This is a genomic window from Pseudacidovorax sp. 1753 (assembly GCF_040544975.1).
GTDB lineage: Bacteria > Pseudomonadota > Gammaproteobacteria > Burkholderiales > Burkholderiaceae_C > Xenophilus.
In genome coordinates this window covers 77,302-92,864 of sequence record NZ_JBEPKY010000021.1, presented here as the reverse complement: position 1 = coordinate 92,864, position 15,563 = coordinate 77,302, and the positions used below count along the sequence as shown (strand labels likewise).

Here is a 15,563-nt window from a genome sequence, read left to right as displayed (position 1 = left end):
TCCGCGGCCGCTTGATCTTTGAAAGTGCGCTTCAAGTGCCGCGGCGCGGTCCGCCGCCACCCGCGCCTTTCATCTGCCTGAGCCCGTACCGCGCTTCCTGCCTGAGCCACCTGTATCTCCATGCTCCACTACGTCGTCCGCCGCCTGTTCGGCCTTGCTCCCACGCTGCTGATCGTGGCCGTGCTGGTCTTTCTGTTCGTGCACCTGTTGCCCGGCGATCCGGCGCGGCTGGCCGCGGGCGTGGACGCAAGCCCGGAAACGGTGGAACTGGTGCGCCAGGATCTGGGTCTGGACAAGCCCCTGCCCCAGCAGTTCGTCGCCTTCTTCAACCGCCTGCTGCATGGCGATCTGGGCACGTCGCTGCGCACCAAGCGACCGGTGTCGGAAGAGATCGGAGACCGCTTCATGCCCACCTTCTGGCTGACGGTCACGAGCATGGTGTGGGCCACGCTGTTCGGCATGGCCATCGGCATTGCCTCCGCCGTGTGGCGCAACCAGTGGCCCGACCGGCTGGGCATGGCGCTGGCCGTCTCGGGCATCTCCTTTCCAGCCTTCGCGCTGGGCATGCTGCTGATGCAGCTCTTCTCGGTGCAGCTCGGCTGGCTGCCCACCGTGGGCGCCGATTCGTGGCGCCACTACATCCTGCCCTCGCTGACGCTGGGCGCCGCGGTGGCCGCCGTGATGGCGCGCTTCACCCGCGCCTCCTTCATCGAGGTCATCGGCGAGGACTTCGTACGCACTGCGCGGGCCAAGGGCGTGCCCGAGTCGTGGATCCTCTTCAAGCACTGCCTGCGCAATGCGCTGATCCCGGTCGTGACCATGATGGGCCTGCAGTTCGGCTTCCTGCTGGGCGGCTCCATCGTGGTGGAGGCCGTCTTCAACTGGCCCGGCCTGGGCCGGCTGCTGGTGGACGCGGTGGACATGCGCGACTACCCGGTGATCCAGGCGCTGGTGCTGCTGTTCTCGCTGGAGTTCATCCTCATCAACCTGGTGGTGGACGTGCTCTACGGCCTCATCAACCCGGCCATCCGCTTCGGCAAGTGATGCAACCGGCCGACCGCACGCAGGCACCCCCTCCCACCATGTCTTCCCCTTCCTCCCTTCCCGCTTCCGACACCTCGGCCGCCGCCGCGGCGGCCAGCGGCGCGCCGCTGGCGGTGCGCTCGCCCTGGTCCGAGTTCTGGCGCAAGTTCAAGCGCCAGCCCATGGCGCTGGCCGCCCTCGCCTTCATCGTGCTGCTGGTGGTGGTGGCTGTGCTGGCGCCGTGGATCTCGCCCTACGACGCCGAGAACTTCTTCGACTACGACCGGCTCAACACGCCACCCTCGGCCGCGCACTGGTTCGGCGTCGATCCGCTGGGTCGCGACATCTTCAGCCGCATCCTGATGGGCGCGCGCATCTCGCTGGCCACGGGCTTCGTCTCCGTCGCGCTGGGCGCGGTGGTGGGCACCGCCCTCGGCCTGGTGGCCGGCTTCTATGGCGGCTGGTGGGACCGGCTGATCATGCGCATGTGCGACGTGCTGTTTGCCTTCCCCGGCATCCTGCTGGCCATCGCGGTGGTGGCCATCCTGGGCAGCAGCATGACGAACGTGGTGGTCGCGGTGTCGGTGTTCAGCGTGCCGGCCTTCGCGCGGCTGGTGCGCGGCAACACGCTGGCGCTGAAGAACCTGACCTATATCGAGGCCACGCGCAGCATCGGCGCGGGCGATCTGACGATCCTGCTGCGCCACATCCTGCCCGGCACGCTCTCCGCCATCGTCGTGTACTTCACCATGCGCATGGGCACGTCGATCATCACGGCGGCCAGCCTGTCCTTCCTGGGCATGGGCGCGCAGCCGCCCACGCCCGAGTGGGGCGCGATGCTCAACGAGGCGCGGGCCGACATGGTCAACGCGCCGCATGTGGCGCTGTTCCCGTCGCTGGCCATCTTCTTCACGGTGCTGGCCTTCAACATGCTCGGCGACGGCCTGCGCGACGCGCTGGATCCGAAGATCGACCGGCTGTGAGCAAGCTCCCGGCCGCGACCAAAGGCGCCGGCGCCGTCGATCACCCGGCGCGCGGCCCGGCCCTGGCGCACATCGGCGCCCTGTCCGCCGGTGCGCGCAATGCCATCACCGACGTGGCTGGCGTCACCGTCGGCCATGCCACGCTGGATCGGCCCGATGAAGACGTGCACACCGGCGTCACGGTCGTACGCCCGCATGCCGGCAGTGCCTACCTGCAGCGGGTGCCGGCCGGCGTGGCAGTGCTCAACGGCTTCGGCAAGAGCCTGGGGCTGATGCAGGTGGAAGAGCTCGGCGTGCTGGAGTCGCCGATCGCGCTGACCAACACCTTCGCCGTGCCGGCGGTGGCGCAGGCACAGATGCGCCAATGCATCGCGGCGCATCCGGAATGCGGCCGGAGCTGGCCCACGGTCAATCCGCTCGTGCTGGAGTGCAACGACGGCTTCCTGAGCGACCAGCAGCGCTTTGCGGTGCGCGAGGCGGACTACCTGGCCGCCTGGCAGGCGGCCGATGCCGACTTCGCGCTGGGCGCGGTCGGCGCGGGGCGGGGCATGTCCTGCCACGGGCTCAAGGGCGGCATCGGCACCGCCTCGCGACGCATCGCGGTCGACGGCGGCGGTGATGCTGCTCGGCCCCAAGGCGACGATGCGCGCGCCAGGCCCGACGGCGGCGCTGCGCCAGGCTGGACCGTCGGCGCCCTGGTACTGACCAACCAGGGCCGGCCCGAGCAGCTGCAGGTGGCCGGTCAGCCCGTCGGCGCCTGGCTGCAGCAGACTGGCCGCATTGCGGCGGCCACAGCGCCCGAGCGCGGCTCGATCATCATGGTGCTGGCCACGGACGCGCCGCTGGATGCGCGCCAACTGCGCCGCCTGGCACTGCGCGCCGGCGCCGGACTGGCGCGCACCGGCTCGGTGTTCGGCCATGGCAGCGGCGACATCGCACTGGCCTTCTCGACCGCCTACACGCTGCCACAGCTTCCCTCCGAGCCCATTCCCGCCGTGGCGCTGCTGCACGATGCGCGGCTCGACCCCTTCTTCCAGGCCGCGGCCGACAGCGTGGAGCAGGCGATCCTCTCCGCGTTGTGGCATGCGTCCACCTTGCACGGCCGCGCGGGCCATGTGCGGCGCGGCCTGAGCGAGCTGCTGGCCGACTGGCCGGCGGATGCGTTCACCCGCTCGCTGCTGCCGGTCGCGGCATGACGCACGCCTGCACGCTTTCCTCGTCCCGCCACGGCCTCGCACAGTCGCCCACCCGTCGCGCGAAGCGCCCGAATCCATGACCCAGACCATCCTCATTTCCGTCGACATCGAAGGCGTTGCCGGCGTCTTCCACTCCGAACAGACACGGCCCGGCAATGGCGAGTACGAACGCGCCCGGCTGTGGATGACCGACGAGGCCAATGCCGCCATCGCTGGCGCCTTCGACGGCGGAGCCGAGGCCGTGGTGGTCAACGACTCGCACGGCAGCTTCCGCAACATGCCGGCGGCGCGGCTGGACCCGCGCGCCCGCATCGTGCAGGGCAAGCCGCGCTACCTGAGCATGGTAGCCGGCGTGGAGCGGCCCGGCACCACGGGCGTGTGCATGGTGGGCTACCACGCCCGGGCGCATGCGCCCGGCATCCTGGCCCACACCATCAACAGCGGCGCCTTCGCCGGCGTCCGCGTCAACGGCGAATGGCAGAGCGAGGCCACGCTCTACGGCGCGCTGGCCGGCGAGTACGGCGTTCCCGTGCTCATGGCCAGCGGGGACGACGCCTTCATCGCGGAGACGGCACCGCGCCTGCCGGGCACGGTCTTCGTGCAGACCAAGGAGGCCACCGGCATGAACAGCGGCGTCTCGTTGTCGTCCGAGGCGGCCTGCGCGGCCATCCGCGAAGCCGTGGCGCGCGCGGTGGCGCAGGCGGCCGACAGTCGCCCCACGCCGCTGCGCATTGCAGGCTCGCTCCAGGTGGAACTGCACACCCAGACGCCGGCCCATGCCGACCTGTTCTGCCAATGGCCCAGCTTCGAACGCGTGGACAGCACCGTGCTGCGCTTCGACGCCCCGACCATGGAGGCGGCGGTGCGCATGCTCAACTGCTGCTCGGCGATGGCGATGATGCTGCGCTGAGGGGCTCAGACGCCCAGCATCAGCCGCATGTTCTGGACCGCGGCTCCGCTCGCCCCCTTGCCCAGGTTGTCCAGGCGGGCGATGACGACGGCATGCCGGTGGTCTTCGTTGGGGAACACGCGGATCTCCAGGTCGTTGGTGTCGTTCAGCGCCTGCGGCTCCAGCTTGCCGTCTTCCGTCGGCGGCAGCACCTTCACGTACTGCTCGGGCGTGTTGCTCTTCGCGTAGTGGGCCGCCAGCGCGTCGTGCAGGTCGGCCGCCGTGGGCTTGCCGGGGAGCGCGTCCAGGTGCAGCGGCAGATTGACCAGCATGCCCTGGCGGAAGTTGCCCACCGAGGGGATGAACACCGGCCGCGCCGTGAGGCCGGTGCAGGCCATGATCTCAGGGATGTGCTTGTGCTTGAGGCCCAGCGCGTAGGTCTCGAAGGCCGGCGCGGTGCCCGCCTCGTAGGCCTCGATCATGGTGCGACCGCCGCCCGAATAGCCGCTGACCGCGGGCAGCGCGATGGGATGGTCCCTGGGCAGCAGGCCGGCATCGACCAGCGGGCGCACGATGGCGATGGCGCCGGTGGCGTAGCAGCCGGGGTTGGCCACGCGCTCGGCGGCCTTCACGGCGGCGGCGTGGCCTTCGGCCAGTTCGGGGAAACCGTAGACCCAGCCCGGCGCCACGCGGTGCGCGGTGGAGGCGTCGATGATGCGGGGCTTGCGGCCGCCCAGGCCGTCGATCAGCGCCACGGATTCGCGCGCCGCGTCGTCGTGCAGGCAGAGGATGACGAGATCGACACCGGCCATAAGGTCACGCTTGGCGGCGGCGTCCTTGCGCAGTTCGGGGGCGATGCTGACGAGCTCGATGCCGGGCATGCCGGTGAGCCGTTCGCGGATCTGGAGGCCGGTGGTGCCGGCCTCGCCGTCGATGAAAACCTGGGTCATGGCGGGATCCTCGATGGGGTGTTCTCCCCATGGACAGTGGGAAGACTACGTGATCGCCACAACGGCGCGAGGCCGCCATGACGCGGCGCACCATGATACATTCGCGGGCTGCTCCGCCGCTCCCGGCCGGCCGGCTGGCGTGGCCTGCGGACAACAGCACCTCCCATCCTCCGTTCCGAGAGACTCTTTCCATGAAGATTCACGAGTACCAAGGCAAGGAACTCCTTGCCAAGTTCGGCGTGCCTGTGCCGCGCGGCATTCCGGCGTTCACCGTGCAAGAAGCGGTCGAGGCCGCACAGAAGCTGGGCGGCCCCGTGTGGGTGGTGAAGGCCCAGATCCACGCCGGCGGGCGCGGCAAGGGCGGCGGCGTGAAGGTCGCCAAGTCGATCGAGGACGTGAAGGCCCGCGCCACCGACATCCTCGGCATGCAGCTGGTCACGCACCAGACGGGCCCCGAAGGCCAGAAGGTCCGCCGCCTGTACATCGAAGACGGCGCCGACATCCAGAAGGAGTACTACCTCTCCGCCGTGACCGACCGCGGCACGCAGAAGGTGGCCTTCATCGCCTCCAGCGAAGGCGGCATGGACATCGAGGAAGTGGCGCACAGCACGCCCGAGAAGATCGTCAAGGTCTTCGTCGATCCGCTCACCGGCATGACCGACGAGCTCGCCAAGGAACTGGCCAAGGGCATCCAGCTCCCCGCCGACTCCGAAGCCCAGTTCATCGACGTCTGCAAGAAGCTCTACACCTGCTACATGGAGACGGACGCCTCGCTGGTCGAGATCAACCCGCTCAACCGTGACAGCAAGGGCAACATCATCGCCCTGGACGCCAAGTTCAACTTCGACGCCAACGCGCTGTTCCGCCATCCCGAGATCGTCGCCCTGCGCGACCTCGACGAGGAAGATCCCGCGGAAATCGAAGCCTCCAAGTTCGACCTGGCCTACATCAGCCTGGACGGCAACATCGGCTGCCTGGTCAACGGCGCCGGCCTGGCCATGGCCACCATGGACACCATCAAGCTGTTCGGCGGCGAGCCGGCCAACTTCCTGGACGTGGGCGGCGGCGCCACCCCCGAGAAGGTCACCGAGGCCTTCAAGATCATGCTGAAGAACAAGAACGTGAAGGCCATCCTGGTCAACATCTTCGGCGGCATCATGAAGTGCGACACCATCGCCACCGGCGTGATCACCGCCTGCAAGGCCGTGAACCTGTCCGTGCCGCTGGTCGTGCGCATGAAGGGCACGAACGAAGAGCTGGGCAAGAAGATGCTGGCCGAATCCGGCCTGCCCATCATCAGCGCAGACACCATGGCAGAAGCGGCCCAGAAGGTCGTGGCGGCCGTCAAGTAAGGAATCACCAGCCATGTCGATCTACATCAACAAGGACACCAAGGTCATCACCCAGGGCATCACGGGCAAGACCGGTCAGTTCCACACCGAGAAGTGCCAGGAATACGCGAACGGCAAGAACGCCTTCGTGGCCGGCGTGAACCCGAAGAAGGCCGGCGAGTCGATCTTCAACATCCCGATCTACGCCTCGGTCAAGGAAGCGGCCCAGCAGACGGGCGCGACCGTGTCGGTGATCTACGTGCCGCCGGCGGGCGCTGCCGCCGCCATCTGGGAAGCCGTCGAAGCCGACCTGGACCTGGCGATCTGCATCACGGAAGGCATCCCCGTCCGCGACATGCTCGAAGTGCGCAACAAGATGAAGGCCAAGGAAGCCAAGGGCGGCAAGAAGACGCTGCTGCTGGGCCCCAACTGCCCCGGCCTGATCACGCCCGACGAGATCAAGATCGGCATCATGCCCGGCCACATCCACAAGAAGGGCCGCATCGGCGTGGTCTCGCGCTCCGGCACGCTGACCTATGAAGCCGTGGCGCAGCTGTCCGAGCTGGGCATCGGCCAGTCCTCGGCCGTGGGCATCGGCGGCGACCCGATCAACGGCCTCAAGCACATCGACGTGATGCAGGCCTTCAACGACGATCCGGACACCGACGCGGTCATCATGATCGGCGAGATCGGCGGCCCGGACGAGGCCGAAGCGGCCCAATGGTGCAAGGCCAACATGAAGAAGCCGGTGGTCGGTTTCATCGCCGGCGTCACCGCCCCTCCCGGCAAGCGCATGGGCCATGCCGGCGCGCTGATCTCGGGCGGCGCCGACACGGCCGATGCCAAGCTCGCCATCATGGAAGAGTGCGGTTTCAAGGTCACGCGCAACCCGTCGGAGATGGGTCGCATCCTGAAGTCGCTGATCTGAACGGGTGACGGCGCGCCCAGCCGGTCGATCGATCCGGCGGGCGCCCGCATCCCAGGCGAAGCCGAAGGCGTCGAATGAACGCCGTGCTTTCAGCCACTCCATAAAAAAAGCCGGAGGGCGCCCGTGGTTGTCGGAGACCGCAGGCGCCCTTCATCAATTCACTACACCGTGGAGGTAGCAAGCCGTGGAGATTCTTTCCAACCCTGATCTGTGGATCGGTCTGCTCAAGATCATCTGGATCAACATCATTCTTTCGGGCGACAACGCCGTGGTGATCGCCCTGGCGGCGCGTGCCCTGCCGCCCGACCAGCAGAAGAAGGCCGTCATGCTCGGCTCGGCCGCGGCCGTCGTGCTGCGTATCGTGCTGACCATCGTGGCGGTCAAGCTCCTGTCCCTGCCCTACCTGCAGATCATCGGCGGCCTGCTGCTGCTGTGGATCGGCGTGCAGCTGCTAGGCGGCGAGGACGAAGGCGAGGAAGGTGGCGGCAAGCAGCATTCGACCCTGGCCAGCGCCGTGCGCACCATCCTGATCGCCGACCTCGTGATGAGCCTGGACAACGTGATCGCCGTGGCCGCGGCCGCCAACGGCAGCATGGTGCTGCTGGTGCTGGGCCTGGCCATCAGCATCCCCTTGGTGATCTTCGGCAGTTCGCTCATGATCAAGCTCATGAACCGCTTCCCGATCATCATCCTGCTGGGTGCGGCCCTGATCGGCTGGGTTGGCGGCGAGACGATGGCGAGCGACGTGTCGCTGCACGACGCCATGGCCGCCAATCCTGCGCTGCACTACGTGGCGGCCGCTGTCGGCGCCGTGCTCGTGGTGGCGATCGGCAAGCTGCTGGCCAGCCGCGGCCGGCAGCAGGCCGCGCAGCACTGAGCCCCATGGCGCGCCCGGCTGCCATCCTCCAGGACCTCGCCGGGCCGCCCTGGGAGTTCGCCGCGCAGACCGACACCGGCCGGCTGCGTCGCAACAACGAGGATTCCATCGCCTTCGACCCACGCCTGGGTCTGGCGGTGCTGGCCGACGGCATGGGCGGCTATGCCGGCGGCGAGGTGGCCAGCGAGATGGCCGTGGCCTTGCTGCAGGCCTCCATGGGCCGGTGGCTGGCCCAGGCCGGCCACGCGCCCGGCAGCCGGGCGGTCATGAAGGCCTTGCATCAAGGCATCGCTCAGGCCAACCGTGCCGTCTTCAACGCCAGCACAGTCAACCCCGCCCTGCGCGGCATGGGCACCACGCTGGTGAGCGCCGTATTCGGGCCGTGCGGCGCGGTAGTCGGACACATCGGCGACTCGCGCTGCTACCGGCTGCGGGGCGGCCGCCTGACCGCGCTGACGCGCGACCATTCCTTCCTGCAGGCCCAGATCGACGCCGGCCTCATGACGGCCCAGGAGGCCCTCGCCTCGCCGCATCGCAACCTGGTGACGCGCGCACTGGGCATCGGCGCCGAGGTGGAGGTGGATCTGCTGCACGAGCCCGCGCAGCGCGGCGACCTGTACCTGCTGTGCTCGGACGGCCTGACCGACATGGTCACCGACGAGCAGCTCGTGTCGCTGCTGACCCCCGACATCCCGCTGGCCGACAAGGTCGCCCTGCTGATCACGGTGGCCAACGACAACGGCGGCAAGGACAACGTGTCGGTCATCCTGGCACGCTTCGGCGGCCATTGACCGCCCATGTCATCCGAAAGGTTGCGGGCCTGCCCGCTCGCGGTTACAAATTGATGTCCTGCGCCTGCGCGCCCGTCCGGTCTGAGGAGTGTCGGCCATGCCGAAATTGGTAGTTGCCATCGATGGCGTCGTGCTGAAGGAAGTGCCCCTGCTCAAGGAACGCACCACGCTCGGTCGGCGCCCCTACAACGACATCGTCATCGACAACCTCGCCATCAGCGGCGAGCACGCGGTGCTGCACAAGATCGGCAGCAGCGTGTACCTCGAGGACCTGGACAGCACCAACGGCACCTACGTCAACTCGCGGGCCATCCGCAAGCAGGTGCTGGAGCACAACGACCTGATCGAGGTCGGCAAGTACAAGATCCGCTACCTGCAGACGGCGGAGATCGACGAAGGCGCACACCTGCGCATGACCGCCACCGCACCGCTGCACGACTCGCGACCCATGCCATTGACCGAGGGCGAGACGGTGCCGGCGGCGCTGGAAGGCGGCAGCGGGGCGCAGGCCTGCATCCGCATCCTCAGCGGATCGGCGGCGGGCCACGAGATCGTGCTGCGCAAGGTAGTGACCACCATCGGCAAGCCCGGCGTGGCGGTGGCGGCCGTCACCCGTCGCCTGCAGGGCTATGTGGTGGCACCCGTGGACGGCAGCGCCACGCTCAATGGCGAGACACTCCAGCCGCGCGCGGCGGCCCTGCAGGACGGCGACATCCTGGAGCTGGGCGGCACCCGCATGCAGTTCGTGCTGGGCTGAGGGCCCGGACGTCAGGGCACCGAGCCACGGCATGGGACCGGGAAGGCTGTTGCGCGGCCTTCGGGGCCATGGCTGGCGCATCGCGATCACCCTGCTGCCCCTCCTCGCCGGGCTGGCCCACACGGCAGGGTTGCTGCATCTGCCTGGCGTGGATCGGCTCGATGCCCAGCTGCAGGACGCCCGGCTGCGCTGGCACGCCCCGCGCGGCATCGACCCCCGCATCGTCATCGTCGACATCGACGAGCCCAGCCTGAAGGCCTTCGGCCAGTGGCCCTGGAGCCGCGAGCGGCTGGCCCGCCTGACGCAGGAACTGACGCAGCGCCAGCAGGTGCGCGTTCTGGCCTTCGACATGGTGTTCGCGGAAGCGGATCGCACCAGCGGACCGGCGCTGGTGCAGGCGCTGGGCGGCCGCTGGCCGGCCGAGCCCGGCTTCGATGCCGAACTCGCCCGCCGCGCATCGGCCCTCGACCCTGATGGCGAATTCGCGCGGGCGCTGGCCGCGGCGCCCGGCCGCGTGGTGCTGGGCGTCCATTTCGACGGCGAGGCTGGCGCCCCGGACCACCCGTCCGCCGCACCCAACGTGCAACCGCCAGCGCCGCTTCTGCCCGCCGACGCACTGGGGCCGGATGCCGCCCGGATTCCGGCCTGGCCCACGCTGGTCGCGAGCCTGCCCGGCCGGACGACGGGCGCCCGACCGGGCTTCATCAACGTCGTCTTCCAACCCGGCCAGGACGGGGTGGTGCGCACCGTACCGCTGCTGGCCCGGCTGGACACCGCGCCCGGCGGCTATTACGAGTCGCTGGCCCTGGCGACCTTCCGGGCCGCCACCGGCAGCGCGCCACCGGTGCTGCGGCTCGCCACGGCGCCGGGGGCGTCCCCGCGGCTCGTCGCCCTGGGGCTGCAGACCGCCAGCGGCCGCCTGGACGTGCCGGTGGGCACCGACGGCGGCCTCGTCGTCCCCTACCGGCGCCCTGGCGAGGACGCGGGGCCGCGGTTTCGCTATGTCTCGGCCCGCGACGTGCTGGAAGGCCGCCTGCCGCCTGCGGCCTTGCGGGACCGCATCGTCCTGGTCGGCGCCAGCGCCGCCGGCCTGCAGGACCTGCGCGCCACACCCATCGCCGCGGCCCTGCCGGGGGTGGAAGTGCATGCCCATGTGCTCTCCGGCCTGCTCGACCGGCGCCTGCCGCATGTGCCCGACTACGCGCCGGGCTATGCCTGGGCCAGCCTGGTCGTGATCGGCCTGCTGCTGGTTCTGGGCGTGACCCGGCGCTCGGCCGCCGCCGGCTTCGCCATCGGGCTGGGGGCCTGCGGCGGGCTGCTGCTGCTCAATGACCTGCTCTACCGCCATGGCGGTCTGGTGCTGCCCCAGGCCGCCGCGCTGCTGGCCGGCGCCGCGGGCCTGCTGCTCAGCATGAGCTGGGGCTACTTCGTGGAAAGCCGCAAGCGCCGGGGACTGATGCGCCTGTTCGGCGCCTATGTCCCGCCGCAGCTGGTGGACGACATGGCCCGCGAGCCGCACCGCTACAGCATGCGGGCCGAAAGCCGGGTGCTCACCATCATGTTCTGCGACATGCGGGGCTTCACCCACCTGGCCGAGCACATGGCGCCCACGACCTTGCAGGCCCTGCTGCACGAGGTCTTCACCCGCTTCACCGAGATCGTCAACCGGCATGGCGGCACCGTCGACAAATACATGGGCGACTGCCTCATGGCCTTCTGGGGCGCACCGGTCGCGCAGGCCGACCATGCCGCGCGGGCGGTGCATGCCGCGCAGGACATCGTCGCCGCGCTGCCCGCGCTCAATGCGCAGCACGAGGCGGCTGGCCTGCCCGCGGTGGCCATCGGCATCGGCGTCAACACCGGCCCGGTGGTGGTCGGCAACATGGGCTCGGCGCTGCGCCGCAGCTACACCGTGATCGGCGACGCCGTGAACCTCGCCGCGCGGCTGGAAGGCCTGTGCACGCCCCATGGCGTGCCCATCGTCGTCGGCGAGAACACCCGCGCGCTGATGCCGGATGCGCCCTGGCGCGAACTGGGCGAGGTGCAGGTGCGCGGGCGCCAGCGGGGCGTGCGCATCTACACGCCCGAAGGGCCCGCGCCGGCCAGGCCGCCTGCCGCCGCTCCGGTGCACCGGGGGCACGCTGGGGGCTCTCGCCCACCGGCGCCGGCCAGAACTGCAAATTAGTGACAACCAATCCTGTGCGGCCCCGACGAACAGGCATACTCGCGCCCCGGCGCGGCGTGACGGAAGTCCTTTGCGCCGCAGCAACCGACGCCTTAGCCTGCACTGTCCGCGGGCGAGCCGGCCTGCCGCGGTGCCCGCCCGGCTCCATCGCCTCCTTTATTCAGAGCTCTTCATGAACAGCCTGCAGGTGCGTGTTCTGGGCTGCTCCGGCGCCATCGCCCGGGGCGCACGGACCACCTCCTTCCTGATCGACGACGACCTCCTGGTCGATGCCGGCACCGGCGTCGGCGACCTGTCCCTGGAAGAGATGGCGCAGATCGACGACGTGGTGCTGACCCACTCGCACCTGGACCACATCGCGGCCCTTCCCCTGATGGTGGACGCGGTCGCCAGCCTGCGCCGCCGGCCGCTGCGGGTGCACGGGCTGCGCGCCACGTTGCAGGTGCTGCGGGCGCATGTGTTCAACAACCTGGTCTGGCCGGACTTCACCGCCCTGCCCAGCAGCGATGCGCCGCTGGTCCACTTCGTCGAGTTCGACGTCGGCCAGAGCCTGATGCTCGGCCGCCGCGCGCCCAAGGTGGTGGAGGTGCTGCCCGCCGTGCACACCGTGCCCGCCTGCGGCTTCGCCGTGCGGCGCGCGGACGGCCATTCGCACTGGGTCTACAGCGGCGACACCGAGCGCAACAAGCCCTTCTGGCGCCGGATCAACCAGATGGACGTGGGCGCCCTCGTGATCGAGACCGCCTTCAGCACGCGCGAGCGCCAGCTGGCCGAACGCAGCCTGCACCTGTCGCCCCCCACCTTGGTGGAAGAGCTGGCGCAGATGTCCCCCATGGCCCGCTACCCCGTCTACGTGACGCACACCAAGCCGGCCGCCGCCGCCGAGATCATGGCCGAGGTCAACGCCCTGGTGGGCCAGTTGCGGCTGTGGGACCGGATCGAACTGCGCTGGCTGGAGGCGGGGCAGACGATCGAGGTGCACGGCGCGGGGCATCCGCGCAGCTGAGGCCTGCAGGCCCGGCCTCCGCGGAGGCGCAAGGGGCGACCAAAGCTGTCACCGCCAGCGACTCTGACTTTTTTGTCACTCGGAAACAGTTGTTTACAAACAAGAAGTGTCAGACTGTGTGGCCTGAGTGTGAACTTTTAGGCGCATTCAAGGCAGGCGGCCGCATGGCACGCGGTCTGCGAAGAGAAGGCACGACCGGGGCAGTACCCGGACCGCTTTCAACCTGGAGTCTGACCATGAACCGTCGCACCATCGCCCGCACCGCCCAGAAGGGCTTCACCCTTATCGAACTGATGATCGTCGTGGCGATCATCGGCATCCTGGCCGCCGTCGCGCTGCCCGCCTACCAGGACTACACCGTGCGTGCACGGGTGTCGGAAGCGATGGTGCTTGGCTCGGCAGCCAAGACGCTGGTCGGCGAGAACGCCGCCAATGCTGCGTCTAGCCTGAGCCTTGGGTTTAACTCTGCTTCTGTAGCCTCGACCAAGAATGTTGCATCCATGACTGTCGACGGTACAAGCGGCGTTATCGCCATCACCACTACCGCTGCTGCTGGCAGCGTTGTTCTTACTCTGACTCCTAAATCGGGCGGCCAAGCCATTTCGGCGAACACCCCACCGACCTCTCAGATCACCTGGACCTGCTCCACCACCTCGGACAAGTTCAAGTACGTTCCTAGCGAATGCCGCAACGCCACGTAATTTAAAACTCTCTCCCAACAAGCCCACGCCAGTGGGCTTTTTTTATTAAGCCATGAAACAAAAGCTTGATTTTCCGCTTTTGCTTATAGCATTTACCATATTATTACTTAACAATCCTTATTCTGGAATTCGCCATGATGGTCTTCTTTACGCAGCGCAGGCGCTAAAAAATATCGATCCCAAAATATTTTCATATGATCTTTTCTTCAAATATGGATCGCAAGATTCATTTTCCATATTTGGAAAAATATACGGATTTATTGTGGCCCATGTGGGATTTTATGCAGCCTCTGCAATGGGTGTGCTGCTCGCACAAGCCCTCTTCTTTTTATGCTGCTTTCAATTGGCCCGGTCTTCCGTTCCGGAGCATGCCCGCGCACCAGCGCTATTGCTTGTTTTTGGCACATCAACCGCTTATGGTCACTCGACCATCATTCACTACGCAGAACCCTTTCTGACAGCTCGAACCTATGCAGAGGTTCTGGTCTTGCTCGGGATCGTATTTTTGATACGGCGCCATGTATGGCTCTCAATTCTGTCTCTCGCCATCGCCGCGATTATCCATCCCGTAATGGCTCTGCCCGGAGCAATCCTTTTCTTTTTGTGGCAATCGCTTGAAGATAGACGGTGGCTTTGGCTTCTTAGTGCCGTGCCTCTCGCACTACTGGCTGGACTAGTTCCCTTGCAACCATTTGATCGTTTGCATGTCTATTTGGATGCTGAATGGCTTCAGCTCGTCCATTCATACAACTATGTTTTCATGAGCGACTGGCCACTTCAAAGTTGGCTTGCCCTGGGCTGCGACTTTGCAATTCTGGGCTTTTGCAGCTGCTTCGGAAAAAATAATACGCGTAGATTGGCTGCTATCACCCTCAGCACCCTCGCACTTTGCTCCGCCGCCTCACTTATTGGCGCCGATTTTCTCTCTAACGCGTTCTTCGCGAGCCTTCAGCTTTGGCGAGGTCAGTGGCTTTGCCACGTTATCGCCTTAGTCCTGCTATCGCCATATTTAATAAATTCTCTTAATCAGGGCTCTTTGGGTCGCCTGTCCGTCAGCGTACTAGTTTATGGTTTAATTTTTAAAGATTTGACAACTGGAACCCTGGCAGTTTACCTCGGCATTGTTCTGCTCACATTATCGGAAACAAAAAGAGAACCTGACATTTCGAAGAGCGTTTTGCTGGGCTGTTGTGTATTGTTGGTATTTGCCGCTTTCTATAACTGGAAGAGCGATTTTTCTCAGGCATTAAAATTTCAAAATTATTTTCTGGACGGATCCGAACTTACTTCGGCTAGTAAAGCCATTATTTTTCTCAAGCAACCCTATCTGGCAGCTAGCTTACTAGCCTTTTTTTCCTTCTTTTTATTGAGTCTTGGATCGCGCGGTCGACGCATCTTAATGATATCGATGCTCTTCATCACTCCGCTCAGCATAGCCGCGTGGGATCGTCGACCGGAAATATCTAGAATCATCGAAGAAACCCCAATCAATGGGCCATATGTGTTCGGCGATTTTGTTCCGCCCTCCGCAGAAGTTTATTGGCAGGGTGAGGCTCTGGCACCCTGGTTGCTCATGCACCGCAAAAGCTACGTGAGCGGCATACAGGCGGCCGGGATTGTATTCAATAGAGGCACAGCCATGGAACTTGAGCGTCGCAGAGAAGTTACGGCACCATTCGATGCACAAAAAGAAATGTGTGGACTGCTGGACGCGCTACGTAATCAGAACGGTCACTGTACGCTGGATATATTGTCGCTGGTTCCTACGTGCCAAGCAGACCAGACACTTGACTTCATCGTTACGTCCTCACGAATAGAACCGCTTTACATAAGCTCTTGGACGCCCCCCCTCCAAAATAGAAGCAAAGCAAAAACGTACTACCTCTACAAATGTGCTCATGTTTTGCAGCAATATGAATCAATGAGTACCGCGGCAAAATCATGAA

14 protein-coding genes are annotated in these 15,563 nt (G+C 66.3%); 13 read left to right on the top strand and 1 reads right to left on the bottom strand.

Annotated features, from left to right (window positions below; genetic code table 11):
• The first annotated feature begins 120 nt into the window (after positions 1-120).
• From gsiC to ABIC63_RS23530, 4 genes are all read left to right on the top strand, one after another.
• Positions 121-1,044 (top strand): glutathione ABC transporter permease GsiC, encoded by a 924-nt coding sequence (gsiC, locus tag ABIC63_RS23545; RefSeq protein WP_354321571.1) that lies wholly within the window; start codon positions 121-123, stop codon positions 1,042-1,044.
• A gap of 38 nt (positions 1,045-1,082) precedes the next feature.
• Positions 1,083-2,006 carry a glutathione ABC transporter permease GsiD gene (gene gsiD, locus ABIC63_RS23540; RefSeq protein WP_295526604.1) on the top strand — a complete coding sequence of 308 codons (924 nt, stop codon included), beginning with the start codon at positions 1,083-1,085 and terminating at the stop codon, positions 2,004-2,006.
• Between the two features lie 62 nt (positions 2,007-2,068).
• Positions 2,069-3,202, top strand: a complete 1,134-nt coding sequence (locus ABIC63_RS23535; RefSeq protein WP_354321583.1) for a DmpA family aminopeptidase — start codon at positions 2,069-2,071, stop codon at positions 3,200-3,202.
• Between the two features lie 76 nt (positions 3,203-3,278).
• Positions 3,279-4,112 carry a M55 family metallopeptidase gene (locus ABIC63_RS23530; RefSeq protein ID WP_354321570.1) on the top strand — a complete coding sequence of 278 codons (834 nt, stop codon included), beginning with the start codon at positions 3,279-3,281 and terminating at the stop codon, positions 4,110-4,112.
• 5 nt (positions 4,113-4,117) lie between these two features.
• Here ABIC63_RS23530 and argC read toward each other — a convergent pair whose 3' ends face one another.
• Entirely contained in the window at positions 4,118-5,041 is a 924-nt protein-coding gene (gene argC / locus ABIC63_RS23525; protein ID WP_354321569.1) for an N-acetyl-gamma-glutamyl-phosphate reductase, read from the bottom strand.
• Between the two features lie 191 nt (positions 5,042-5,232).
• Between argC and sucC the strand changes: the two genes are divergently transcribed.
• The 9 genes from sucC (at position 5,233) to ABIC63_RS23480 (ending at position 15,562) form a co-directional block, all read left to right on the top strand.
• On the top strand, positions 5,233-6,393 hold the full coding sequence (gene sucC / locus ABIC63_RS23520; protein WP_114801612.1) for an ADP-forming succinate--CoA ligase subunit beta: 1,161 nt from the start codon (positions 5,233-5,235) through the stop codon (positions 6,391-6,393).
• Positions 6,394-6,406: 13 nt separating this feature from the next.
• Entirely contained in the window at positions 6,407-7,300 is an 894-nt protein-coding gene (gene sucD, locus ABIC63_RS23515; RefSeq protein ID WP_076507033.1) for a succinate--CoA ligase subunit alpha, read from the top strand.
• 184 nt (positions 7,301-7,484) lie between these two features.
• Positions 7,485-8,177 (top strand): TerC family protein, encoded by a 693-nt coding sequence (locus tag ABIC63_RS23510; RefSeq protein WP_294376495.1) that lies wholly within the window; start codon positions 7,485-7,487, stop codon positions 8,175-8,177.
• A 5-nt stretch (positions 8,178-8,182) separates the two neighbouring features.
• Entirely contained in the window at positions 8,183-8,968 is a 786-nt protein-coding gene (locus ABIC63_RS23505; protein ID WP_294376497.1) for a Stp1/IreP family PP2C-type Ser/Thr phosphatase, read from the top strand.
• A 97-nt stretch (positions 8,969-9,065) separates the two neighbouring features.
• Positions 9,066-9,725 carry an FHA domain-containing protein gene (locus ABIC63_RS23500; protein ID WP_017761549.1) on the top strand — a complete coding sequence of 220 codons (660 nt, stop codon included), beginning with the start codon at positions 9,066-9,068 and terminating at the stop codon, positions 9,723-9,725.
• Between the two features lie 31 nt (positions 9,726-9,756).
• A complete protein-coding gene (locus ABIC63_RS23495) occupies positions 9,757-11,910 on the top strand; it encodes a CHASE2 domain-containing protein (protein ID WP_354321568.1) in 2,154 nt (717 codons plus the stop codon).
• A gap of 181 nt (positions 11,911-12,091) precedes the next feature.
• Positions 12,092-12,916 carry an MBL fold metallo-hydrolase gene (locus tag ABIC63_RS23490; protein WP_294376779.1) on the top strand — a complete coding sequence of 275 codons (825 nt, stop codon included), beginning with the start codon at positions 12,092-12,094 and terminating at the stop codon, positions 12,914-12,916.
• Between the two features lie 236 nt (positions 12,917-13,152).
• Positions 13,153-13,617: a pilin gene (locus ABIC63_RS23485; RefSeq protein WP_354321567.1), complete on the top strand. Its 465-nt coding sequence runs from the start codon at positions 13,153-13,155 to the stop codon at positions 13,615-13,617.
• 52 nt (positions 13,618-13,669) lie between these two features.
• On the top strand, positions 13,670-15,562 hold the full coding sequence (locus tag ABIC63_RS23480) for a hypothetical protein (RefSeq protein WP_354321565.1): 1,893 nt from the start codon (positions 13,670-13,672) through the stop codon (positions 15,560-15,562).
• Position 15,563 lies beyond the last annotated feature (1 nt).